Origin of the sequence: Niabella ginsenosidivorans, assembly GCF_001654455.1 — a bacterium.
In the GTDB taxonomy this organism is placed as follows: Bacteria; Bacteroidota; Bacteroidia; order Chitinophagales; family Chitinophagaceae; genus Niabella; species Niabella ginsenosidivorans.
Genome location: NZ_CP015772.1, coordinates 3,293,869 through 3,317,732, shown reverse-complemented (window position 1 = coordinate 3,317,732; position 23,864 = coordinate 3,293,869). Strand labels below are relative to the sequence as shown.

Genomic DNA, 23,864 nt, shown 5'->3' with positions numbered 1-23,864 from the left:
CGTAACAATAATGAAAACAGACCGGCAGTATGAGTTACGATATACAATTATTCAGAACGGAAACAAGAGATCGTGAACAGCAACTGAACGATGCCGGTTTTTTTAATAACGGTGAAAACCCGGAGCTTTTTACAGAAACCCAATACAAAAGTTTAAAGGATCGGCTGCTAAGCTATGATTACGAAATTGAAAAAGAAGCTTCGGATACTATTGAATACATATCAGGTGTGGAGTACCGGTATTGCAGGCAAAAAGAGGGGTTTATTTTACAGCAGGCTGGAACCAGGCGGTCATTCCTGCTCCAGGAATGACCGCATCAGCATTTACCGATACAAATGAGTTTGCAAAATACGACCCGCAAAACGGAGGATGAAAACAGCTGTAATGATTGGTAGGATTGTTGCAGAGCAGGCAGCCGGATTTTTTACCTGCCCCAATTGACATTTATATAATGTTTATCGGCAAACAGTTTCCCTTTCCGGTACAGGCTGTCCATCAGGCATTTACTTTTGGAAAATCCTCCTGTTCTACTTTTTTAAATAACGCTTCTTTCTCTGGCGATGCAGACTTTTCATCGCATAGTTTGGCATATTTCAGATATTCGTTTTTGTACACAGGAAGCGCGGTTTCAAAAAAGCGCAATGGAATTCTGCTTTATAGCCCGCATCTCATCATCGCCGGCATCCAGGGCTTTTACCCTGGCCAGAGCGCCTTCTATGGATTGTATCTTGGTTTGTACAACCTGCCGGGCTTCCTTTTCTTTCCTCTTACCTGACGGTACATCCGGATACTCAACAGTGTATTGCTCCAGGGCTTTGCCAAAGCTATAAGGTTCAAAGTCGCTTACAAGATTACTGTTTAATACTGCCTGGTCAAAAAAATGATCCGGGCTTGCCGGCTGACAGGATACCATAAAAAAAGAATCAATCCAATATAGAATTGTAGAAACTGTTTTGCCATGTAGTTACCAAAAATAAAATTTGCCGCAAATATCTGTCCTCTTCTTAATCCTGGTTGACTGTTGATGATCCGCTTGTTATTCCAGATAGGAAACTTAAAAACAAAATACTTCCTGTACCATAAGCTGTAGTTTGGCATCAATTTTTTAGTGAAATAAAAGATTGGACAATAGTGATGCAGCAATAATAAATTCCGGCTATGAGCAAGTACAAAACATTTATCATTATAGAAACGCCCAGAGGCAGCAGGGAAAAATATGATTATGATTCCAGATATGGTATGCTTTGTTTGAAGAAACTGCTGCCGGAAGGGATGGTGTTCCCTTTTGACTTTGGTTTTATACCTGGTACTAAAGGCGAAGATGGAGATCCGTTGGACGCTTTTGTATTGTCATCACTCAAAACATTTCCCGGCTGTATGATCGAATGCCGCTTACTGGGCGCTATAAAGGCAGTGCAGATAGAAAAGGATGGAGAAAAGATACGTAATGACCGGTATTTATTTACTCCTGTTGTTACGGGCTATGAATGGAATACAGGGTGTACCGGTGAGCTGCCGGAAAAGCTGCTGCGGGAGCTTGAGGATTTTTTTATCAATTACAACAGGGAAGAAGGGAAGGACTTCCGGCCGCAGGGATTTATAAATGCCAAAGAAGCAACAAAGCAAATTAAAAAGAATGAAGGATGAATACTATTTACTGGGTATTTGGTAAAGGCGAAGAGCTGGGCATAGGGCAAATGTCGGCCCGCGCATTTGTTACATTTTTGATCTGCCTGCTGCTGATCCGCCTGGGTGGTATACGCATCATTAATAAACGCTCTGCATTTGATACGATTATTATCATTGCAATGGGGTCTGTGCTGGCCCGGGGCATTGTAGGCGCCTCTCCCTACTGGGCTACGGTGGCGGCTTCTGCAGTTATGATCCTGGTTAACCGCATTGTAGCCTGGTGGGCGCAGGCCAGCGGAAAATTTGGTCAGCTGGTTGCAGGCAAGCCGCTGCTGCTGTATGATAACGGTACTGTTCTCTGGAATAATATGAGGCGGGCGGCACTAAGCCGCACAGATCTTTTGGAAAGCCTGCGGCTGGAAACCAAAAGCGAAGATCTGAGCCGGGTTCAGAGGGTCTATATTGAAACAAACGGACGGATCAGTTTTATACTTAAAATAGAATAATGGCTAAAGGAACAATAAACATCGGAACCTCCGGCTGGCATTACCGGCACTGGAAGAAAGTTTTTTACCCGGATACCGTCAGGAATGAAGATCAATTGAACTATTATGCACAGGTGTTCAGAACCGTAGAAATAAACAACAGTTTTTACCGGCTTCCTGCCGCGGAAACTTTTAGCGCCTGGGCTGCTGCGGTGCCGGGAAATTTTTTATTTGCGGTTAAGGGCAGCCGTTTTTTTACCCATATGAAAAAGCTGAACCTTGGTAAAAAGGATCTGCAGCCTTTCTTTACTCATATAAAGCATCTTAAAAAGAAATTAGGACCTGTATTGTTTCAACTGCCACCTGCATGGAAGGTAAATGCGGAGCGGCTGGAAGGATTTCTAAAAATACTGCCACGTAAATATCGTTATAGTTTTGAGTTCCGGAATGCTACCTGGTATAACGAGCAGGTATATGCATTGTTAAAAAAATATAACTGCGCTTTTTGTATTTACGATTTGAACAGGCAAACCAGCCCGCTTATCACCACTGCCGATTTTGTATACATCCGTTTGCACGGGCCTGCCGGTAAATACCAGGGAAAGTACACTGCTTCAATGCTTGAAACCTGGGCGAAAAAGTGCCGGAAATGGCAGGCAGAAGAACTGGATGTATATCTGTATTTTGATAATGATCAGGCAGGCTATGCCGTACAGAATGCAGGAGCCTTATCCGGAAAACTGTTATAATGCCGGCAGCATTTTTGTTTTTGCAGACGGTAAACAACAATGATGAAAAAAGAGACTTCTTCGCAAAAAATGAGCACGATCAGTGAATGCATAAAGCATGCAGCAAAGGAAGGCTATACCAGATCTTTTTTTATAACCGGCAGTGGCCTTTCTTATAACGGAGCGCCAAAGGCGTACGCACCCGGGGAAGTTATCATAAAGAATTTTTACCGGTTTGAAGGGGGAAGTGATCCGGCAGACAACTCTGTGTTGTATCTTTTACAGACCCCGGATGGAGCACGGGGGATATTGCTGGATGCTTACGGCATATATTCAGACGGGTATATAGCGCAATTTGTAAAGGAAATTCCCGCTATAAACAAACGCCCGCCCCAAAAGAATAAGAAGCTTAACCGGGGTATAAGGATAGGGCTTACGGCTGCTTTTATTATTGCAGCTGCCTGTTGGGGCTTTTTTTATAAAAGACCGAAACCCCGGTATCTTTCGCCTTTTGAGGATAATAAACTGTAGAAAACAATACACACTGTGTAGATAAAAAAGTACTAAAAACTTAAAATAAATGGCTGCCCGGTTTTTGGCATAATTATTTAAATGATATTGATAGATTTTCTTCCGGGGTGGTGAAACTATCGAAAGATACGCACTGAGAAAAACCCGTAGAACCTGAACTGGATAATGCCAGCGCAGGAAGATGAGAAAATCTGGGCCCCCCGGTAGCACCGGGGGCCTTTTGTAATAGCCCCCGTTTTTAACAGGCCGGTAAAATTTATACAGAATGAAAGAGCAGCCTTTTGAAATGGCAGCGCATAGCCTGGTTGGCTATGCTGCCCTTGATCTGAGAGAAGGAGTGGAAGAATTGCTGACTGCTGAATTTCCGAACTACCATCCGGAGCGGTTTGCCCCCGTAAACATAAAAATTTCATTTAGTAAAGAAGGGTTCAGCGTTACCTTATATGCTTACGAAAAAAACGGGAAAATGCCTGCCGGCAAAGGCCGGTTGCCGGTTAAGAAATTTAAAAAAAGGATGAAGCCCATAGACTTTGCAGCTTATGTGCTTCATTTTGCAGTTTCTTTATCCTGTGATGACTTTGATATTAATAGAATGCGGGTAGTGAATAAATAGGGGGGTAGCGCCATTTTTAAAATAAATTTTTATCACCTGTTAATATTGTATCCAATGGAAAATAAACATGTTAATGCAGCAGTCCTCGGCTTTTTTATGTTTTTAGTGATCTACTATACAATATTGGGATTATTTTTCTGACCATCTATAGCCCGTAGAAAGAATAAGGCTCCTGGGGAGGCTTTTCCCCATAGTATGTTGCAATATTTACCGGAACCTGCCATATGCTGTAGGTAATAGATTACGGTCCTGCTAAAAATATTGAAAGAACTGTATAAAAGTTAGTAATGCCCTAACGTGGTAAAAACGCTGTAAGACAGGCATACGGCCTGTTCTGCGCTTTAAAACAGCCCTGGTAAAGCCGGCAACTTTTCCGGGGGTATTTATAATATACAGGAGCTGGCCTGTTGCTTGTTTTGTTTTTAAAGGATATTCTCAAGATTATTTCTAAACTTAAAAAGCATTTATTATGAAAGCAAAGCAAGGTGCACGGAGCAGTAAGAGCCATCAATCGGATACTTCTGTTTTTGAAGAAGTATACAAGCTGGGTTATAAGCACGGGTTTGAAGACGCCAATGACGATGATGAATATGATGATGACTTTTCGGATTATGAAGATGAATATGATGATTATGAAGTAAAAGACAACCACGACCATGATGATGAGGACTACAATGAGGAAGAAGGAGAGGAGGAAGCGGAAGAGGAATCCGGAAGGACCAGGGATAGCAGAGGCCGTTTCCGGTCAGGAGAAAGCAGCACTGCCAGCCGTAGCAGGCGTTCCACTTCATCAGGCCGGTCAAAGGGCCAGTCAGCTTCAGGGCACCGTTCTTCATCCAATGGCTCTTCAAAACGGGGGTTTGCAGCTATGAGCAAGGCACAGCGGACACAGGCTGCAAAAAAAGGCGGCGAAGCTGCTCATGGAGGCAGTCGTGGTGCAGGAAGAAAATCCCGGGCGCATCGTTAACCGCGGAGGACAGATAAAAAGGGGAGTATGGAGCTCCCCTTTTATAAATAATCTATAAACAAATGTTATGGAAAAGGAAAAGAAGCAACCATTACGCCCCGGACAGGTACAGGAAAAACCCGGCACTGAAAATGAGATGCATCCCCGGCCGCAAAGCCAGCCAAAGCAGTATGAAGGAGGCCGGCTGGCAGGTAAAAAGGCATTGATCACAGGCGGAGACAGCGGCATCGGAAAAGCAATTGCCTTATTGTTGGCAAAGGAAGGGGCGCACCTGGCCATTGCTTATCTGAATGAAGATGCTGATGCGGCAGACACACAGCGTATTATTAACGCCGAAGGAGGCTCCTGCAGCCTGATCAGAGGGGATATCAGTAAAGAAGAAGAGTGTATCATGATCATTGAAGAAACAATAAAGGCTTTGGGGGGCTGGATATATTAATTAACAACGCAGGTACGCAATGGGAGCAGGAGTCTGTTGAAGCAATCAGTACAGAACAGCTTTTGAAAACATTTTACACCAATTTCTTTTCCTGTTTCTGGTTATCAAAATATGCGGTTGGCTATATGAAAAAAGGAAGCTGCATTATTAATACCACATCGGTAACCGCATATAGGGGCAGCTCTTCATTAATAGATTATGCATCCACTAAAGGGGCTATTGTTGGTTTTACAAGAAGTCTTGCAGGTAACCTGGTTAGGAAAGGCATCCGGGTGAATGCAGTAGCACCGGGACCGGTATGGACACCTTTGATTGTTTCGTCTTTTGACAAAGATAAGGTTGCCACGTTTGGCAGCGATGTGCCAATGGGTCGGGCCGGGGAGCCTAATGAAATTGCACCATGTTATTTATTCCTGGCCAGTGATGATGCCAGCTTTATCACCGGACAGGTATTGCACCCTAATGGAGGCGAGATCATTAACGGATAAGCTTTTACAATTGTTAAAAATGAGAAATAATGGGAAAAATACTACCGTTTTATACGGCAAAACCGGGTTCAGATATGCTGAATCAACAGGGAAATACGGGTATCAATGGAAACAGGACCAGCAGAGTGTCCGGCAATGTTAAGATGGAAACAGGCATTTCCGGTAGTAAGATTGCACGTAAGATAACAGGATGGTATCGCTTATTGCTAAGAAAACGGCAGAACAGAGGCGCCGGTGCCGGGTAAAAAGGTTTTGCAGATTAAACCATTTTTATGAAACAACGCTGTTTGAATTTTATAATAGGGTTGCCGCTATTGGCAGGAACGCTGATGCCGGCCTGCAATACTGCATCAGACAACAGGAGGACCATCGGGGCTGCTAATGAAACGCTGTTTGATAAAAGCGATACCGCTAACCCTTCTATGAGAATACTTGAAAAAGATGCAGACTTTGCAATGACCGCCATTAACGGAGGAATAATGGAAATACAATTGGGCCAGCTGGCTCAAAACAATGCCCGGGCGCAGAGCGTCAGGGATTTTGGACTTAGGATGATCCGGGACCACTCAGGAGCTAATAATGAAATACTGACCCTGGCCCGGCAAAAAAATATTTCCCTGACCACTGCTTTAGGTGATGATAAAAAAAAGAAGTATAATGAGCTGCGCTCACTGGAGGGAGAGCGGTTTGATAAAAAATACATGTCATGGATGGTAACAGATCATATGAAAGGCATAAATGAGTTCAGGCAATACGTATCCGGCGGCGCAGACCAGGATCTTGTGCAGTGGGCGTTGGCCAAACTTCCGGTATGGGAGCTGCATCTTCGGTATGCCCGGCAGGTGGATAGCCTTTTACGGAAATAATAAAGGGGGTTATGTTTCTTTAGCAAGGAGCTGCAGCAGCACGGATTCCGGGTCGTCCTCCTGGTCAGGCTTATGGGAGGCATACCGGAATAAATCTCCGGTTTCATACAGGTTCAAGATAAGGGGATGCACATAATGCTTTTTACATACAGTTCTTGTGTTTCCAAGCGTTTGGGATACTTCTTCCAGTGCGGATATAATATTTTCTTTTACTTCACTTTTTGTTTTAGCCGGTCCCTTTTCCAAAAGATGCCGGATGCAGCTTACAGTACCTGTCCATGTTCTGAAATCCTTACTGGTAAAATCACCTCCGGAAATTTTTCTGATATAAGCATTTACGTCTTCGCTTTTTATAGGGTGCCGCCCGCCGGATTCGTCAATGTACTGGAATAATTCCTTTCCGGGAATTTCTTTGCATTGACCAATAACCCGGGCAAGCCGCCGGCTCTTTATTGAAACGTGCTGATAAATCCCTTTTTTGCCTTTAAAGCTGAAGGTGACTTTATTGCCATTGATTCGCGTATGCCTGTTTTGTAATGTTGATAAGCCAAAAGAGCCATAAAGCTTTTCATAAAAAGTATTGCCCAGCCTCAGCCCGGTTTTGTCGAGCGTGCTGACTACGGTAGCCAGTATTTTTTGCCTGCTTAGCCTGTGCCCGGAAAGATGGGTATCTGCCTTTTTCCGGATCCGGCCCAGCGCCCTGCCAAATTGCAGCAGGCGGTGAAATTTTGTTTCTTTCTGCAAAGTATTCCATAAGGAATGGTATCTGTATTGTGTTCTGCCCATAGTATCAACACCCGTACATTGAAGATGCCCGTTTTCTTTATCGCTGATCCATACGTTTGTCCATGCAGGAGGTATTGCCAGCCCCCGGATCCTGGAAAGTGTTTTTTTGTTTTTTACTACCCTGCCGTTTTGGGTATAAATGAAGGCATTGTTCTTTTTTATGCGCCTGATCCCCTGCTCCCTGTAGGCAATATATACCAGCTGCGAATGTTTGCTGTTACCTGCTGTATTACAGGGCACCTGCTCCAATTGTTTGAAAAGCGCCATTATCTGTTTACTTTAATAATTCAATTGGAGCAATGCTTTCAGGTATGGATAATGAATAGAGCTGTGGTTGTTTGGCAAATGAGGAGGCTGCACTTTGCGCCTGCAGGGTATTTATGAACTGGATTACAGATTCAATATTATCTATTGCGGCAAAGATCAGTTCACCGGCACAGGCATTATTAAGAGCGTATTCCAGGGCAGGAGCTTCACCGTAAACGGTGGCTACCGGCAACGCGGGCATTTCCCTTTTAATTCCTTTATAAAGCAATGCAGTCAGCGCAGCATTGGAGCGGCCACGGCTTACATGCTGCTCATTTATGATGATGAAGTCAAAGGTTTTTGCTGCCCATCGGCCAAATGCTATAATGTCTTCCTCTTTTCGGTCGCCTGTTGCCGATATGATTCCTGTTTTCCTGGAAAAAGAAGTCTGCGCCAGGTATTCATGCACCGCCTCAATACCCGGAATGTTATGGACGTAATCAATAATGACATGGGCCTTTCCTATAGTAAAGTGATTCATCCTGCCCGGGTTCTGTTCGGGACCCGGCAAAAATGTGCGCAGGCCGTTAATGATCTGAGTTGCCCCGATGCCCGAAATAAAAACAGCAAGAGTGGCACCAAGCACGTTCTGGATCATAAATTTCATAGAACCATTTTCTGTAAGCGGAATATCACTTAACGCAACAGCTATTTTTACTTCGCTGCCTTCTTTTACCAGCAGGTGCTGGTTTTCAGTAAAAGCAACCAGGCCTCCGTTCAGACTGTGCGCAGCAAGCGCTTCTGTAAAACCATTGGTTGAAAATAAAGCAATATTGCAGCTTATTGCTGCTTTCATTGCATATACAAACGGGTCATCGGCATTCAGTACAGCATATCCTTCCGGGCAGGTGCTTAAGGGTACCACCTGTTTTACCCGGGCCATTTGTTCCATAGTATGAATGTCATCAATGCCTAAATGATCATTTGCAATGTTGGTAACAATGCTGATGGCGCTATTGTCAAAGCCGAGCCCTTCTCTTAAAATGCCGCCCCTGGCACATTCAAAGATGGCCCATTCAACCGTTGGGTCCTTTAGTACAACACCTGCGCTGCGGGGGCCACTACAATCTCCCTTCATTATTTTTTCCCCGTTTATATAAATGCCATCGGTTGTGGTATGGCCTGTGCGGCGCCCTGCCTGCGTCATAATATGCGCTGTTAGCTTGGTGGTAGTGGTTTTTCCGTTGGTGCCTGTTATTGCCACAATCGGTATACGGCCATTATCACCCGGTTTGAACAACAGGTCAACGATTGGTTTTGCCACGTTCCGCGGCTGGCCTTCCGATGGAAACAGGTGCATGCGCAAACCCGGGGATGCATTCAGCTCAAGTATCGCGGCGTTATTTTCATAAAAAGGAACGCTGATGTCTTTTGAAATAATATCCACGCCACAAATATTCAGGTTCAGTAAACGGGCCGCCTGTTCAGCTATTTTCCTGTTATCAGGATGTACCAGGTCTGTTACATCAATCGCCGAGCCTCCCTTGGACAGGTTTGCAGCGTTTTTTAACTGCAGCGCTTTCCCCGGGGGCAATACAGTTTGAAAAGTAAGTTGCTGTGATTGCAGCAGCCTATGTGTTTCTTCATCTGTTTCAATAAGGGTAAGGGGCAGACTATGCCCAGTCCCCCTCCAGGGATGTTTGTTTTTTTCATCTATAAGTTCCTGTATGGTGGAGCGCCCGTTGCCGGTAACGCTTGCCGGCAGCCGCAGGGATGCAGCAATCAGTTTAAAGTTAACAATTAAAAGCCGGTAATCATAGCCTTCTATGTGTTGCTCTATCATTGTTTCTTCCGCGTATTTCCGGGCATTCTCAAAAGCCTCAAGAATGCTTTGCCAGCAATAAAGACGGGTAGTAACCCCTTTTCCCTGGTTGGCGCTTACCGGCTTTATGGTTACGGGCAGGCCAACGGACCTTACTGCAGCCGTAATTCCGGCACTACTTTTTACAGTGGATCCTTTGGGCACGGGGATGCCGGCCGCCATTAAAAGTTCTTTTGTAAGTTGCTTATTGCCGGCAATATCAATACTTACGCCACTTGTATTGTCTGCAACAGCGGCCCAGATCATTTTTCTTTTTATACCCTGTCCCAACATAATTAAAGAACCCTTGTTAAGCCGGGTAACAGGTATATTTCTTTTGGTAGCTTCCTCTGCAATTGCGTTAGTGCTGGGGCCCCATTTTTCTTCCGCAGCTATTTTTTTTAAGGTGTGCAGGTGCTTGACAAGTAAACAATCTTTATTCAACGCTACAGCCTGCACTATCTCAACTGCTGCCTGGCCGGCATATATCCCGGCCTTGGGAGTTGTATAAGCAAATACAACATGATATATGCCCGGGTTATTGATGACTGAACGCGTTCTCCCAAATGCCACATCCATACCAGAAAGGCTTTGTAATTCCAGGGCTACATGTTCTATAACATGACCCAGCCAGGTGCCTTCTGTCATTCTTTCTAAAAAACCGCCTTCGTATCCGGGCGAACATCGGTGCTTAAATAGCCCCGGCAACAGTTGCACGAGCCGCTCTTTAAAACCAGGCAACTGGTTCGTGGGCTTATATTCATAGGCTCCCAGGTCCATCTTCATCTGGATCAGCCGGCTGTGTTTAACAGACCAATAGTTGGGGCCAGTCAACACTTTTGTATCAATTATTTGTATTTCCATCTTTTTATTTTAAATGTTTGAGCGGGCATTCCATAGGTGCATACAGTAAACTTGCCAACAACAGGGCAACTGCAATTATAAAGAGCATGGCAGGGCTCTTTTAAGTGCTGTTGATGGGTTGTTTACTGATCATGAGGCTTTATTTTATAATGGTGCTACAACTACCTTAGTATAACAATAAAAGCACCAATATTTGTGAGCGCTGCCCCGGCCGGAAATACTGCCGCAACAGCTGCTCCAACCTTTAATATGAAGAAAAAGAGTAACAGCAGGATGGATTAAGTGCGCAAAAAAATCAACAGTCAGGTCTTTTTATGGCCCCGGCCCGGCTATTGGTCTGGTGTTTTGCCGGGCAACTGCAGGAGCCTGATGGTTTTCTGATTGTTAAGTAACAGCTCTTTCTGATGTTTGAGCAGGCTGCACAGCGCATCATTTTGAAAAAGGTCCGACAATACAATTTCATACGCCCTTATGGTTGCATCCTCGTTGTATTCCAGCGCTGCCAGCAGCCCCAGGGTTTCATTAACAGAATATAATGCACGCAGATCATTCCAGAGCCGGTATATGGTATGGCTAAGGACCCCGGGGTTATTATAGGCTGTTTCCGGTATACAGGAGCGAAGAACTTCGACGAAAGAACGGCTTTGTTGAATCAGCTCCTCAATAATTTCCGCCAGATAGCAGCCGGCGCAATAGCGTTTTAATTTTTCGTAAAGCGTTATTTTATCCATATTGATCTGTAACAGGTCATTCAGTGCCTCCGTTTCCTGGATGGTATTGTCTGTAGGATGCATAGAACTATCTTTTAAAGGTAAAACGGTCAATTGTATAAAATTTTCAAGGATTACGCCAAAGTTGCAAAGGCTGAAGGCGCTGCTGCAAACAGGCTTATTGGCATTGTTTTGCGGTTATAATAATAGAAATTGAATACCTGGATTATGAAAAATAAGAAAAATAAAGTAAAACCCGATCCGGAAACGTTGCATAAAACGGATCCGCAGGATGAAATGAAAGGCCCTGTATCCACTCCTATGCAAAAGCTGGAAAAAGCTTTTGAGCCGGAAAATAAAACTAAAAAGAAGAAACCCGGAAAATAATGCAGAGGAAATAAGGAATGCTGCTGTAGAAATTTTTCTACAATTGATGGTGTTTTTTACCCACCGGTCCTAACAATAAAAAACCATTTGCCTGCTGACAAACGGTTTTTTTTGAAATATAGAACCCAAACTATGCCGGCTTATTCTGCCACTGCCTCTTCATTTACAAAGCTCTCTGCAATTTTTGTCAGTGTGGCATCAGTGTTTTTTTCATTATCCAGCGTCTGTTGTAGTAATTTGGCTGCTTCACTATGACCCATTTGCCGGGCAAAGGCGCACAAAGTACCGTATGTGGCAATTTCATAATGTTCTACTTTTTGTGCTGCCAGTATCAGCCCTGCGTCACGGGTAAAACTTTCGCTTTCTGTATCGGATATAATAGTATCTGCTTCTTCCAGCAATCCCTTCATGGCATCACATTTTTTTGCAGCCGCTTTTTCCTCTAAAAGCTCAAAAACTTTTTCAAGTGTAGTGGCATGCATTTCTGTTTCTTTTGTATGTTTTTCAAATGCAGCTGCGAGGTCCTTGCTGCTGCTGGCTTTTTGCATTTTAGGCAGCGCTTTTGCCAAATGCTGTTCCGCCCAGTAAATGTCTTTTAATTCGTCTACAAAAAACCGGTGAAACTCACTGTTTTTCATTTCAGGAGTTATTTTTGCACTGCTGCCTGTAGCATTTTTTTCTGAAGTCATTGATCTTCCTGGTTTTGTTTGTGTCATGATTTCTGTTTTTTGAAGTTGGAAATATGTTTATAAGGGGTTGTATGAAATGTATTTTTTCTTTGATCCTGATAGTGGAAAAGAGCGCAAAGAGCAGAAGGTTTAAGAATACGTATAATTTGTATATTGCTTTGCAACCTTACGTTCCCGGCCTTTTGATTTGTGCAGTGTAAGCACCTCTTATAACGATTACGAAAAAATCAAGCCAAATAGTATCAGGTATGGAAACAGTATTTAAATTTTAAGTTTATGATAAACCGGTATCTCACACAATGTGGAAAATTACTGCTGGAAAAAAAACTGACCATAGCTTTTGCAGAAAGCGCCACAGCCGGGCGGCTTGCTGCTGAATTTTCTTTGCTGCCGGATGCAGGCGCTTTTCTTAAAGGCAGCTTTGTGTGTTATGATGCCACTCTTAAAGAAAAGGTATTAAAAGTGCCAGACCGGCTGGTAAAAAAATACACACCCGAATCTGCTGAGGTAACCGCTGCTATAACCAGGGGGTTGATACCGCTGATACCGGCTGATATTCACGTAGGGGTTACCGGTTTAACTGCACCCGGTGGAAGCGAAACGCCTGAAAAACCCGTGGGTACAATGTTTGTCTGTGGAATAAAGAATGGATCTGTGCTTTTTTCAGGAAGATCTGTATTCTCCGGATCACCGGAAAAAATCATGCTCCGGGCAATTGTCTATACTGCAAAACTATTGATCGATGCGCTGGGGGCTCCAAAGTAACCCGTATTGAAATTGCCGGTTACAAGAACCCGGCTTTTTCTAGAGCTGTATTATGCAGCAGGCGCTATGGTATTTGCAGAATGGCCTTGTGCTATCTTTCCGGTTTCATTAAACAATAATAAACAATAAACGCTGCACCACCGCTGCTACCGGTATTATGCCTTGGCCTTCTTTTTAGAAGCGGCCTTTTCAGGCACCTTGGCACCTTCCTTCCGGGCTTCCGAAAGACCAATGGCAATTGCCTGCTTATGGCTGGTTACTTTTTTACCGCTGCCGCTTTTGAGCGTGCCTTTTTTCATTTCGCGCATTGTTTTCTCTACCTTGTTTCCTGATTTTTTTGAATGCGTTGTCATACTGTTTATTTTTTAATAGCCTCTTCAAAAGACCTGCCGGTTATTGTATGGTTTTAATAACGAAGCGTTCCCTAAGCCAGGTATTGTGCACCCCGGCAAAACTTTATTCATACCAGAGTGCTATCTGTTCACCAATGGTATTTACAAGTTGCTGGGGCTTTATGTTGGTCATGCGCCATCCATTCTTCGTGCACCGTATAATACCAAAATGCTGGTCATTCAAAGTAATATCCAGATCCTGGCAGATGCCATTAGCACAGGTTGTGAGCATGGGTACTGCCCTGCCTTTATATACTTTAGACTGGAAAGTAAAATTAAGGGGAATCACTTCGGTCTTTTCAGGTTCTTTTTCCAGGCTTATAATAAATTCTTTTAATAGTTTTATCAGCAGCTTCCGTTTGGCCGCTTCAGAAATGTTCCATTTATCCTTGTCAGCCCGCTTATGGGCGATCTTTAGTTTTATTCCGGTCATAGCTGTGCTGTAGTCGTTGGCGTTTAGCTTATGCACAAACTGATGCGATAAAATGAACCAATGGTATCCCGTGCCTACCGGCACACCCGAACCTTCCGGTGCTTTGCCCGCACGCCGTTTGGTAACTGAATAAGTAATGTCCCATTGATCCGGAGTTGCCTTCCGTTCCTGCCATATGCCTTTATCATAATTCCATTTATGGCTTCTTCCTACCTGCATACCGGTGTAAATTTTTCCTTTGAACTCTTTAAAGGCGTTGTAGTCATTACGGGCTTTATCCGTCTGTACCTTTTTTGGGGATGCCTGTTTTATTACTGTTGCTGACATGATTTTTTCTTTATTGTTAGCGCATCAAAAATGTTGCCTTACAGTAATAAGGTGAAAAATACTTGTTTGTAATTGTCTTACGGTGTAAACCGGTTCTGTTATTGCAATTGTTTTGCAAGGTGCGCCGACCGAGGAAAAAAAGGAACACCGGCTGCAGATGTGGGCAGAAAAAGCAACATTCCATGTGCTATCTGCTATAGATAACTGTTAAAAATGAAATGGCTTCATGTTTGGGAAATAAAGTAAAAACGTTTCCCGGATGACTACAAAAACAAACAGATACCGGATTTTTACCTGGCATGTGCATGGTTCCTACCTTTTTTACCTGTCGCAGGGTCCTTTTGAACTATATATTCCTGTTAAGCAAATGGCAGAAGAAGGATACTGCGGCCGGGGTAATACCTTTCCGTTTGGATCTAATGTGCATGAAATACCCGCTGCAGAAGTTAGGAATCTTGAATTCGATGTGGTATTATTCCAGTCGGCCCGTAATTATTTAAAGGACCAGTATGAGATACTTTCATCGGAACAAAGAAAACTGCCCAGGATTTTTCTGGAGCACAATACACCGCATGAATCTGCAGTAAACACATTGCATTGGGTAGATGACCCGGAAATATTGCTGGTGCATGTGACCCATTTTAACAAACTGATGTGGAATAATAATCAAACGCCGGTTACGGTAATTCCTCATGGTGTGCTGGATTTTAATATACCCTATAAGGGCATGCTTCCAAAAGGACTGGTGGTCATCAATCATCTTGAAGACAGGGGCCGGACGCTGGGTTGGGATGTATACAGGGAGGTACGGCAGGTTATACCACTGGATCTTGCAGGAATGGGCAATGGAAGGAGTGCGATTGGCGAAATATTGCATCCGCGGCTGCCGCTGTTTAGAAGCAATTACCGTTTTCTTTTTCACCCGGTGCGGCATACCAGCCTGGCACTGGCGGTTTGCGAAGCAATGATGCATGGCGTTCCGGTTGTAGGATTGGCCACTACCGAACTGGTTACGGTTATTGAGAACGGTAAAAACGGATTTATTCATACAGATATCGAATATCTGAAAGAAAAAATGGGCTGTCTTTTAAAAGATCCTGCTTTGGCAAAAAAGATAGGCGCTGCAGGCAGGGAAACTGCCCGGGAACTGTTTGCCTTAGAGCCGTTCTTAAGCCGGTGGGCAAAAGTCTTTGAAAAAGCAATAGCAAAGAACGGCGCTCCTCAACGGGCCTTTTCATACAGTTAAATTTTATTTTATGGAAAAGAGAATTGCATTTATAAGTGAGCATGCTTCCCCGCTGGCAACACCTGGCGGAACGGATGCCGGCGGTCAGAATGTATACGTAACGGAGTTGGCCAAGGAGTTGGCCCGTTTGCAATATCAGGTGGATATTTTTACAAGATGGGAAAATGAGCAGTTGCCACAGGTTGTCTGTTGCAGCCCGGGGATACGGGTGGTCCATATTGAGGCCGGCCCCAGGCGGTATATTGAAAAGGAGAACCTGCTGCCTTACATGGCAGACTTCCGGCGGCATCTTATTGATTTTATCCGCAATACAGGACAAAACTATGAGCTGATCCATGCCCATTTTTTTATGTCTGCGCTGGTAGCAATGGAAGTAAAAATGATCATGGGTATTCCGTTTGTGGTCACCTTCCATGCCCTGGGGCATATACGGCGGCTTTTTCAGGGAAGCAATGACCGTTTTCCTGCTGAACGCATACAGATAGAAACAGATGCCATCCGCTTTGCTGACAGGGTAATAGCAGAATGCCCGCAGGATAAAGAAGATCTGACCAGATTTTATAGTGCTCCTGAAAGAAAAATAAGCGTGATACCCTGTGGGGTAAATACAGCCCAGTTTTACCGCATCCCTCAGCAAGAGGCAAGGGCACATATAAATATACCCAAAGAAGATTTTACACTTTTACAGCTGGGCAGGATGGTTCCAAGAAAAGGAATAGAAAATGTGATCCGGTCGCTTGATATTTTATGTAAAAAAGACCTGCCGTTCAGGTTGATTATAGTAGGAGGGGATCCGCAGGATGTTGCCGGACAGCCGGAACTGGCCCGGCTGCAGGATCTTTGTAAACTACTGGGCATAGCAGATCGCGTTTCTTTTGCAGGAAAAAAAGAACAGCAGGAATTAAAATATTATTATTCGGCCGCTGATATTTTTATTACAACGCCCTGGTACGAACCTTTCGGCATTACACCATTGGAAGCAATGGCCTGCCAGACGCCGGTTATTGGATCAGGCGTAGGCGGCATTACTTACAGCGTTAAAGAAGGAGCAACCGGCCTGCTGGTAGCTCCTGAAGATCCTGTAGCACTTGCAGACAGTATTCTTTATCTCAGCAAACGGCCTGAATATTTAAGACAGCTGGGCCGTAACGGACTCAGCAGGGTGCAAACCCTGTTCACTTGGCAGGGCATTGCCGGTAAAATGGCTGCGGTCTATGAAGAAATAAGAAGCGTTGCAGATTTTGGAATAAAACAGGTGGTTTAATACTAAAATTTTTACGGATCCATGCATCGGGCGGTATTTATAGATAAAGACGGAACGTTTATAAAGAACATTCCTTACAATGTAAACCCGGACAGGGTGGAGTTGGGTAAGGGTGCCGATTTTTTTATAAAATTAATAAGCGCCTGTGGGTATAAGATCATACTGGTTACCAATCAGCCGGGAATTGCGCTGGGCTATTATTCGGAGGCAGACTTCCTAACAGTTATGGAAGCTATTGAAAAGGCCGCCGCTGTTTCATTTGATCGTATTTCTTACTGTCCTCATAGCCCGGCAGGGCTTGTGGTTCCCTATAATGTTGAATGCAACTGCCGCAAACCGTTACCGGGGATGCTTTTGGCAGCCGCAGCAGCGGAAGGGATTGACCTGGAGCAATCCTGGATGGTGGGAGATATACTGGATGACGTGGAAGCCGGTAAGCGGGCGGGCTGCCGGACGATACTTTTAGACAACGGCGGGGAAACCGAATGGAAGACCGGGCCATACCGTATACCGGATTTTTCAGTGCCGGATTTGTTTGAAGCAACGGCCGTTATTCTTAAAAACGTAGTATATGAACAACTTACCCAGCAAGATAACAGAACAATTTAAACAATGGAAGATTCTGGTGGTCGGCGACCTGATCCTGGATCATTATATACAGGGCGAAACAGAGCGTTTATGCCCGGAAGGCCCCATACCGGTAGTGGATGTAACCAACAGCCGGTACACACTGGGCGGCAGTGCCAATGTAGCGCTTAATTTTTCAGCTCTTGGAGCGCAGGTTACCTATTGCAGCGTAACAGGGGATGATGCCGCCGCAGAAAAGGTGATTAAAATGATGGAAGAACAGCACCTCCATCTTCATGTGCTAAGGGATCCGGAACGGAGCACTATCGTAAAAACAAGGGTCATAAGCGCCCGGCAACTGCTTGCGCGCTATGACCAGGGCACATCCGCTCCTGTGTCAGCAAAAACAACCGGATGGCTTAAGGCTGTTTTAACCAGTGAGTTCAGGAATCATGACGCCGTGGTTGTTTCTGATTACGATAAGGGCATTCTTACAGAAACGATCATAGCTGTTTTAAAACAATTAAAACAACAATACTGCAGCTATGTGGCAGTCGATTCCAAAAGACTGCAATTGTTCAGCGCGCTTGCACCATCATTTGTTAAGCCCAATTACAGTGAAGCAGTGGAACTGCTGAACATTCCTTTCAGGAGTAAAGGGCGTATAGAACAGATGCTCCGGTTGGGCAAGCGTTTATATGAGATCACAAATGCGCAGCTGCTTGCTTTAACGGCAGATGCTGACGGGGCTGTTATTTTCAGGAAAGGAGAACAGGCGGGCCATTGTGCTCCTTTCCGGCTGGAACATCCTAATGTAGTAGGAGCCGGCGATGTGTTTTTCAGCGCATTTGTGCTGGCGGTGCTTTCTGAGTGCACGGAACAACAGGCAGCAGATATTGCTACCACAGCTGCCGCAGTTGGAATGATGAAAACCGGATGTACCTGCTCCTGCACAGCACCTGAATTGAATGCTTTTTTATCATTGCACACCCGGTATATTTCAGATCCGGCGCAAATAGCAGCTATAGGCTCCGTATACCGGTCCATGGGCAAAAAAATTGTTTTTACCAATGGCTGTTTTGACATTCTCCACCGGGGGCATATCAGTTTTCTTTCACAGGCGCGGGCGCTGGGAGATGTGTTGATCGTAGGGCTTAACTTTGATGAAAGCGTGCGGAGGCTGAAGGGCGCTCACCGGCCCATTAACCCGCTTGCTGACAGAAAAACGGTGCTGGCCGCGCTGGAATGTGTTACCCATATTGTTCCTTTTGGAAACAGGGAAGATGATACCGCAACAGAGCTGATCACCTTGCTCCGCCCGGATATTTATGTAAAAGGCGGCAATTATGCAGCAAAAGAGCTGCCCGAGGCAGAGCTGGTAAGGAAAAACGGAGGAAGCGTTCATATCCTGCCGTTAATGCCCGGCTGTTCCACCTCAGGTATGATCCATAAGATCAATCCTTCACTGGCCCTTAAGACCGTATCCTGATATGATGGCGCCTGAATTGATCCGGAAGATACTGTGCATCCGCCTGGATAACATGGGCGATGTGCTGATGAGCGCTCCGGCCATCAGGGCATTAAAAGAAACCTATGGAGCAGCTATTACCCTACTGACTTCCCGGCAGGGAGGGGCGATTGCTTCTTTTATTCCCGAGATCGATGAAGTGCTTTTATCTGATGTTCCCTGGGTACAGCACAGTGGTGATGAAGATGCCCTCACCGGCCTGGCGCAGCAGTTAAGGGCCGGTTGTTTTGATCTTGCAGTGATCTTTACGGTGAGCAGCCAGAACCCGCTTCCTTCGGCCATGCTGGCTTATATGGCAGGCATCCCTGTACGCCTGGCCTATTGCCGGGAAAATCCATACCGCTTATTAACCCATTGGGTACCGGATCCGGAGCCGCTCAGAATAATGGATAAACATCAGGTAGAGCGGGATCTTGATTTGGTTGCTTCAATCGGGGCGTATACGCGCAACAAAAGATTATTGCTGCAAACCGGCAGGCAGTATGCCCCCGGCTGTATGAAAGAGATCGCTGAAAGCGGAGTTCCTGCCGGGGAAGGGTGCTGCCTGCTGCATGCGGGAACCCGGGATCCCAAACGCAGACTGCCGGTAACAAAATGGGTGGCTATAGGCAGGGCTTTAGTTCAGCACATTAACAAACCCTTGCTGCTTACAGGGAATGAAGAGGATGCAGAGGAGGCGGCCTTCATACAGCAGCAGATAGGACCGCGCTGTTTTAATATAGCAGGCCGGCTCACCCTGGGCGCGTTTATCACCCTGGTTAGCAACAGTAGCCTGCTCATCAGTATCAATTCCCTGCCGCTGCACATTGCAGCCGCGGTTCAGACGCCTGTAATAGCACTTTATGCAAAAACAAACCCTCAGCATTTGCCGTGGATGGTGGCCGCTGCCGTTTTGTTCTTTGACGTGCCGGATAACCTCAGAAGCAGCAATGAGCTGCTTCAGTTTATGCACCGGCACTATCAATGGAACGGGGCGCCGGTTTCTGCAGAAAATGTGGTTGCGGCGGCTCAAAGACTGCTGGATGCTGAAAAGAGCCGTTCCGCTTCCGCAACTACAGCGGAGTAGTCGGCAGTAGTTGTCCAGTCAATCGTATAATGTAACTGAACATTTAGAGGCGCCCAGCGGTAGGGTTCGCCATCCATGCTGATTACAACGCTCCGCACTTTAAGCGCAGCCGCCATATGCGAAACACCGGTACAGTTTGTGATCAACCCCTGCGCTCTGCTTAACAATACACCCAGGCTGCCCAATGTTGTTTCACCTGCCAGGTTGGTTGCTGCATGGTGCATCAGGTCAGATACATGTGTAGCAAGTTTTTTCTCTTCAGCACTGCCGGTCAGAACTATGGTATAGCCAAGCGCTGCAAAATGATCTGCTATGTGCGCAAAATGGAGCGGGGGCCACTGGCGGCTGGCAGCGGCTGATCCGGGATGGATACAGAGATAATTTTTTAAAGAATGACTGCTTTTTATCTGTTCAAAGGCCCTGAAGTCTTCCGGGGTAAGCGGGAACTCCAGCTCGTTGCCTGCATCAGGAATGGAAAGCTGTTGCAGCAATGCAATGAGGCGGTGAATCTCATGCAGATGAGCGGGATAAGCCAGGAAGGTTCTTTGCTGTTCCCTTACATCGCCCGGAAGGCAGAAGCCGGCAAGCAGCGCGGGATGAAACTGTTCCAGGAGTTCGTTTACAACAGATCCGTTGCCCTGCATTTGCAGCAACAGGTCGATCCTTTTTTTCCGGATACGGTTAAAAAAATCCCGGATGGCGGAGGGTGCCGCATCCTGCTCCGGCAATCCGGGATAGCCCGGAAAGTACATGAACTCATCAATATAGCTGTTGAATCTTTTTACAAAAGAAGCCGCCCAGGTCATGCCCAGCAATATAATATGTGCCCTGGGAAAGGCATTTCTCAATGCCCGGAAAGCAGGGACGGTGCAAAGCAGGTCACCCAGTTTCAATACTCTGAAAATTGCAATGTTCATTGCTAACCTTGTTGTAAACAGTTATTTCTGAATTTACAGCGCCCCAGCCAGTTCCAGTAAATGGAGGAAAAAGGAATACAGGCGGAGGTGCAGATCATTTCTAAAACATGGCCGGCAGCGTGTTTGGTATGCCGGAGCCTTTTCAGAACAAATGCGGTGAAGCCGGTTGCCCATACCAGCAGGAAAACAAATGCGATCCCGTTTATTCTTAATAAAAAGAATAGGCCGGCAAGCACTGCGGCAAATGCCATTGTATAATAAGCCGGTGGAACAAACTGCCGTATATATTTTTTGTAATACAACGGGTGTTTTTTGTAAAGCAACGCATTGTAAAGTGCTTTTTTTTGTTCTGCTATGCTAATGCCCCATTGGGCAGGTCTTACAGGATGCACCACCAGTGCCTCCGGAAGAAACCGGGGGGAGATACCTTCCTTGCGCAAGGCAAATTCCAGATCACTGTCTTCTCTCCAGGCTATGCGAAAGCGTTCATCAAATCCACCGGTAGTCCACAAAGCGGCTTTTGTGCAGGCTGCATTTGCTGTTATAAACTGCGGCTTTTCCAATTGCCGGGTGTTCCATTCATAGTCTGTGGGCGGGTTGGTAACCGGCACCTTTACTTTACCATAGAAAGCCTGGCCTTTACCGTTTTCAAAGGCTTTCAGCAGCGTTTCCAGCCATAAAGGATCAGGAACACAATCATCATCGGTAAATGCAATGTATTTGCCGCAGGCATTGATCCACCCGGTATTACGGGCTGCTGCGGGGCCTGCCTTATGCGGCAGCGCCCTGTATTCGATTGGGAGATCGGTCGATTGTTTAAATCTGTTTACCAGGGCGGCGGTGGTTGTATCCGGGCCATCGCTTACAACCATTACTTCAAACCAGTTTTTATGAAGCGTTTGGCGCGATAACGCCTGCAGGCACCTGCCAAGAAGCGCTGACCGCTGAAAGGTTGGAATAACAACAGAAATAAGTGTGTACATAATGCATTATAATTTACTAACATGGCAATCGCCAATAATAAGATCATCAAAGGGCGTGGTCCAGAAGCATTCGAGGGCATCGCGCGGTGTACAGACAATGGGTTTGCCCAAAGAATTGAAAGAAGTGTTCACCAATACCGGTACTCCTGTTAGTGTTTCAAATTCCCGGATCGTTTCATAATAACGCGGATGCTGCTCGCGCTTAACTGTTTGTATTCTTGCAGAACCATCAATGTGGCAGACTGCCGGTATTTTATTTTTTTTATCCTCCCGTACCTGGTGTGTAAACAACATAAAAGGAGAGGGGTGGGCCGCTTCAAACCAGGCAGCTGCCTGTTCTTCCAGCACCACAGGTGCTACAGGCCTGAAATCTTCACGGTCTTTCAGCTCATTCAGGCGTGCCTGCATATGAGGCGCTATTGGCGAAGCCAGTATAGAACGGCCGCCAAGCGCTCTCGGACCAAATTCCATACGTCCCTGGAACCAGCCAATGATATGGTCCTGCGCCAGAAGCTCTGCTGTTTCCTTTGCTACATGCTGCATTTTTTTATAGGGAGTCTTTGTCCATTTTAAGAATTCCTCGATCTCTTCATCTGTATACCCCGGCCCCCAGAAAGCATGCTCCATCTTAAAACCACGTGATGAATGTCCGTTATTTAGCTGCGCGTCTGTCCATAAAGCCGCGCCCAAAGCCGTTCCCGCATCGCCGGCGGCTGGCTGTATCCAGATGTCCCTGAACATTCCGGAATCCCTGATGTGGGCATTGAGCACACAGTTCAGCGCTACACCACCTGCCAGGCAAAGATGCTCCATGCCTGTTTCTTTCTTTAGCCAGCCGGCCAGTTCAAGCGCAGCTTCCTGCAGCACTATCTGCGCAGAGCGGGCAATGTCAAAATGATGTGCGGTAAAAGATGCGCCTCTTTTCCGGGCGGCACCGAACCGCTGATCAAAGTCTTCCTGGCTGATTGTATAGGTACCATCTTTATGCAGGGTGATCATTTCCCTGAAATCATTTACAAACCGGGGCTTCCCATAAGATGCTAATGCCATTACACGGTATTCATCAGATGAATGAAGAAAGCCGAGGTGAGTGGTGACCCGTTCGTACAACAGGCCCAGGGAATGAGGGAGGTCTACCTGTTTGATCCGCTGAATGTCAGTGTCCGTACCTGCATTAAATGTAGTGGTGGCGGTCTCACCTCTCCCGTCAATAGTAAGTATGGCCGCTTCCGTAAAGGGAGAAGGTAAGAAGGCACTTGCAGCGTGCGACAGGTGATGGTCAATAAAATGCCAGCGTCCCGGCCTGATGGTGCTGTTATGATAATCTTTTTGTAAATGATGCGGATAGCCATCAATAAGGTGTGCCGGTGCATTGATGATATAGGACAGGAACAAGGATTCCCAGGGCGATGCTTCGCTGTTTTCCCTGTAACCGGCGCGGGTTGTGAGCGGCAGCCGGATCTCGCTGGAAGTAATGGCAGGATAACCGGCCATCAGCGCCGGGTCAAATGAATAAGAAAAATGATCCACATCATTCAGATGAATGCCGGCTGCCTGCAAACAATAGGCAATGGCATTATAAGGCAGCTCGTAAGCGGAGAAGGGAATGGGGCGCTTACCGTGTTTGATCTGTGTGAACCGTTCTTCTTCTGCTGCTGCAACCAGTGCTCCGTCTTTTACCATGCACGCAGCACTATCGTGAAAAGCCGCATTAATTCCAAGAGTGTACATAAAAATTGATTTGTTTCTGTTATAGCAACAAATAATCCGCCATCTGTAAATGCCCGGTGCCGGCAGCCCAAACAGGGATAAACAGTCCGGAATGCTGTTGATTGTGTGGAATTATTTCCACAAAAACTGTAAACTGTTAAGATTCAGAGGGGTTTATAAAAACTTCCATCCGGCATACGGCGATTGTTAAAAAAATAGATTACTTTTATCAAAAGCGCTTTTGTAAGCGCGCCGGATATTGCCGGATTCTGATATTGCTTTTCAATAAAATTAATCCGGCAAAAAACTCTTCTTTTTCAAAAGTTAACGTCCGGTACGGGTGTATACCCCCGTCCCTCATTAGTCCATACCGGTTA

At 45.7% G+C, this 23,864-nt stretch carries 26 protein-coding genes, 1 pseudogene and 1 riboswitch; of the genes and pseudogenes, 17 read left to right on the top strand and 10 right to left on the bottom strand.

The window, feature by feature from the left end:
- Positions 1-29: 29 nt before the first annotated feature.
- Entirely contained in the window at positions 30-311 is a 282-nt protein-coding gene (locus A8C56_RS13815; protein ID WP_218917186.1) for a hypothetical protein, read from the top strand.
- A gap of 317 nt (positions 312-628) precedes the next feature.
- On the opposite strand, the gene A8C56_RS13810 is transcribed toward A8C56_RS13815, so the two are convergent.
- On the bottom strand, positions 629-913 hold the full coding sequence (locus A8C56_RS13810; protein WP_067757113.1) for a hypothetical protein: 285 nt from the start codon (positions 911-913) through the stop codon (positions 629-631).
- A 245-nt stretch (positions 914-1,158) separates the two neighbouring features.
- On the opposite strand from A8C56_RS13810, the gene A8C56_RS13805 reads away from it, so the two are divergent.
- From A8C56_RS13805 to A8C56_RS13765, 9 genes and pseudogenes are all read left to right on the top strand, one after another.
- Entirely contained in the window at positions 1,159-1,647 is a 489-nt protein-coding gene (locus A8C56_RS13805; RefSeq protein WP_067757110.1) for an inorganic diphosphatase, read from the top strand.
- Positions 1,644-2,135: a DUF421 domain-containing protein gene (locus A8C56_RS13800; RefSeq protein ID WP_067757106.1), complete on the top strand. Its 492-nt coding sequence runs from the start codon at positions 1,644-1,646 to the stop codon at positions 2,133-2,135. The genes A8C56_RS13805 and A8C56_RS13800 overlap by 4 nt, the downstream gene beginning before the upstream one ends.
- Complete coding sequence (locus A8C56_RS13795; RefSeq protein WP_067757104.1) at positions 2,135-2,863, top strand: DUF72 domain-containing protein; 729 nt, start codon at positions 2,135-2,137, stop codon at positions 2,861-2,863. Before A8C56_RS13800 ends, A8C56_RS13795 begins: the two co-directional genes overlap by 1 nt.
- A 39-nt stretch (positions 2,864-2,902) precedes the next feature.
- Positions 2,903-3,373, top strand: a complete 471-nt coding sequence (locus A8C56_RS13790; protein ID WP_067757101.1) for a hypothetical protein — start codon at positions 2,903-2,905, stop codon at positions 3,371-3,373.
- A 93-nt stretch (positions 3,374-3,466) separates the two neighbouring features.
- A riboswitch (TPP riboswitch) is annotated at positions 3,467-3,570 on the top strand.
- Between the two features lie 68 nt (positions 3,571-3,638).
- The gene (locus A8C56_RS13785) at positions 3,639-3,986 is read left to right on the top strand and encodes a hypothetical protein (RefSeq protein ID WP_067757098.1); all 348 of its coding nucleotides are present in this window, start codon (positions 3,639-3,641) and stop codon (positions 3,984-3,986) included.
- Between the two features lie 469 nt (positions 3,987-4,455).
- The gene (locus A8C56_RS13780) at positions 4,456-4,953 is read left to right on the top strand and encodes a hypothetical protein (RefSeq protein WP_067757095.1); all 498 of its coding nucleotides are present in this window, start codon (positions 4,456-4,458) and stop codon (positions 4,951-4,953) included.
- A gap of 67 nt (positions 4,954-5,020) precedes the next feature.
- A pseudogene (locus tag A8C56_RS25515) lies at positions 5,021-5,880 on the top strand (SDR family oxidoreductase).
- 29 nt (positions 5,881-5,909) lie between these two features.
- Positions 5,910-6,125 (top strand): hypothetical protein, encoded by a 216-nt coding sequence (locus A8C56_RS13770; protein ID WP_067757093.1) that lies wholly within the window; start codon positions 5,910-5,912, stop codon positions 6,123-6,125.
- 27 nt (positions 6,126-6,152) lie between these two features.
- A complete protein-coding gene (locus A8C56_RS13765; RefSeq protein ID WP_067757090.1) occupies positions 6,153-6,746 on the top strand; it encodes a DUF4142 domain-containing protein in 594 nt (197 codons plus the stop codon).
- 9 nt (positions 6,747-6,755) lie between these two features.
- Here the strand turns inward: A8C56_RS13765 and A8C56_RS13760 are convergent, their stop codons facing one another.
- The 3 genes from A8C56_RS13760 to A8C56_RS13750 form a co-directional block, all read right to left on the bottom strand.
- Positions 6,756-7,799, bottom strand: coding sequence for a DNA topoisomerase IB (locus A8C56_RS13760; protein ID WP_067757087.1), 1,044 nt, complete (start codon positions 7,797-7,799; stop codon positions 6,756-6,758).
- A gap of 7 nt (positions 7,800-7,806) precedes the next feature.
- Positions 7,807-10,503 (bottom strand): cyanophycin synthetase, encoded by a 2,697-nt coding sequence (gene cphA, locus A8C56_RS13755; protein ID WP_067757085.1) that lies wholly within the window; start codon positions 10,501-10,503, stop codon positions 7,807-7,809.
- Positions 10,504-10,832: 329 nt separating this feature from the next.
- Positions 10,833-11,297 carry a DUF2383 domain-containing protein gene (locus A8C56_RS13750; protein ID WP_067757082.1) on the bottom strand — a complete coding sequence of 155 codons (465 nt, stop codon included), beginning with the start codon at positions 11,295-11,297 and terminating at the stop codon, positions 10,833-10,835.
- 144 nt (positions 11,298-11,441) lie between these two features.
- Here A8C56_RS13750 and A8C56_RS24685 point away from each other — a divergent pair, with 144 nt between their 5' ends.
- Positions 11,442-11,600 carry a hypothetical protein gene (locus A8C56_RS24685; RefSeq protein WP_169818783.1) on the top strand — a complete coding sequence of 53 codons (159 nt, stop codon included), beginning with the start codon at positions 11,442-11,444 and terminating at the stop codon, positions 11,598-11,600.
- Between the two features lie 140 nt (positions 11,601-11,740).
- On the opposite strand, the gene A8C56_RS13745 is transcribed toward A8C56_RS24685, so the two are convergent.
- Positions 11,741-12,316, bottom strand: coding sequence for a YciE/YciF ferroxidase family protein (locus tag A8C56_RS13745; protein ID WP_067757079.1), 576 nt, complete (start codon positions 12,314-12,316; stop codon positions 11,741-11,743).
- Positions 12,317-12,565: 249 nt separating this feature from the next.
- Here A8C56_RS13745 and A8C56_RS13740 point away from each other — a divergent pair, with 249 nt between their 5' ends.
- Positions 12,566-13,054, top strand: coding sequence for a CinA family protein (locus tag A8C56_RS13740; protein ID WP_067757076.1), 489 nt, complete (start codon positions 12,566-12,568; stop codon positions 13,052-13,054).
- 155 nt (positions 13,055-13,209) lie between these two features.
- Here A8C56_RS13740 and A8C56_RS13735 read toward each other — a convergent pair whose 3' ends face one another.
- Both A8C56_RS13735 and A8C56_RS13730 read right to left on the bottom strand, forming a co-directional pair.
- Positions 13,210-13,407 carry a DUF6496 domain-containing protein gene (locus A8C56_RS13735; protein WP_067757073.1) on the bottom strand — a complete coding sequence of 66 codons (198 nt, stop codon included), beginning with the start codon at positions 13,405-13,407 and terminating at the stop codon, positions 13,210-13,212.
- Between the two features lie 103 nt (positions 13,408-13,510).
- Positions 13,511-14,206, bottom strand: a complete 696-nt coding sequence (locus tag A8C56_RS13730) for a hypothetical protein (RefSeq protein WP_084490206.1) — start codon at positions 14,204-14,206, stop codon at positions 13,511-13,513.
- A 259-nt stretch (positions 14,207-14,465) separates the two neighbouring features.
- On the opposite strand from A8C56_RS13730, the gene A8C56_RS13725 reads away from it, so the two are divergent.
- From A8C56_RS13725 to A8C56_RS13705, 5 genes are read left to right on the top strand one after another with little or no spacing between them, the layout of a single operon-like run.
- Positions 14,466-15,452: a glycosyltransferase family 4 protein gene (locus tag A8C56_RS13725; protein WP_067757070.1), complete on the top strand. Its 987-nt coding sequence runs from the start codon at positions 14,466-14,468 to the stop codon at positions 15,450-15,452.
- 10 nt (positions 15,453-15,462) lie between these two features.
- Positions 15,463-16,716 carry a glycosyltransferase gene (locus A8C56_RS13720; RefSeq protein WP_067757067.1) on the top strand — a complete coding sequence of 418 codons (1,254 nt, stop codon included), beginning with the start codon at positions 15,463-15,465 and terminating at the stop codon, positions 16,714-16,716.
- A 21-nt stretch (positions 16,717-16,737) separates the two neighbouring features.
- The gene (locus A8C56_RS13715) at positions 16,738-17,325 is read left to right on the top strand and encodes a D-glycero-alpha-D-manno-heptose-1,7-bisphosphate 7-phosphatase (protein WP_067757064.1); all 588 of its coding nucleotides are present in this window, start codon (positions 16,738-16,740) and stop codon (positions 17,323-17,325) included.
- Positions 17,288-18,772, top strand: coding sequence for a D-glycero-beta-D-manno-heptose 1-phosphate adenylyltransferase (gene rfaE2, locus A8C56_RS13710; protein WP_067757061.1), 1,485 nt, complete (start codon positions 17,288-17,290; stop codon positions 18,770-18,772). Before A8C56_RS13715 ends, rfaE2 begins: the two co-directional genes overlap by 38 nt.
- A gap of 1 nt (position 18,773) precedes the next feature.
- A complete protein-coding gene (locus A8C56_RS13705; RefSeq protein WP_067757058.1) occupies positions 18,774-19,877 on the top strand; it encodes a glycosyltransferase family 9 protein in 1,104 nt (367 codons plus the stop codon).
- On the opposite strand, the gene A8C56_RS13700 is transcribed toward A8C56_RS13705, so the two are convergent.
- The 3 genes from A8C56_RS13700 to A8C56_RS13690 are packed head-to-tail and all read right to left on the bottom strand — an operon-like array spanning position 19,820 to position 23,508.
- Positions 19,820-20,794, bottom strand: coding sequence for a glycosyltransferase family 9 protein (locus A8C56_RS13700; RefSeq protein WP_067757056.1), 975 nt, complete (start codon positions 20,792-20,794; stop codon positions 19,820-19,822). The genes A8C56_RS13705 and A8C56_RS13700 overlap by 58 nt on opposite strands.
- A 2-nt stretch (positions 20,795-20,796) precedes the next feature.
- Entirely contained in the window at positions 20,797-21,777 is a 981-nt protein-coding gene (locus A8C56_RS13695) for a glycosyltransferase family 2 protein (protein ID WP_067757053.1), read from the bottom strand.
- 6 nt (positions 21,778-21,783) lie between these two features.
- Positions 21,784-23,508: a carbamoyltransferase family protein gene (locus A8C56_RS13690; protein ID WP_067757049.1), complete on the bottom strand. Its 1,725-nt coding sequence runs from the start codon at positions 23,506-23,508 to the stop codon at positions 21,784-21,786.
- Positions 23,509-23,864 lie beyond the last annotated feature (356 nt).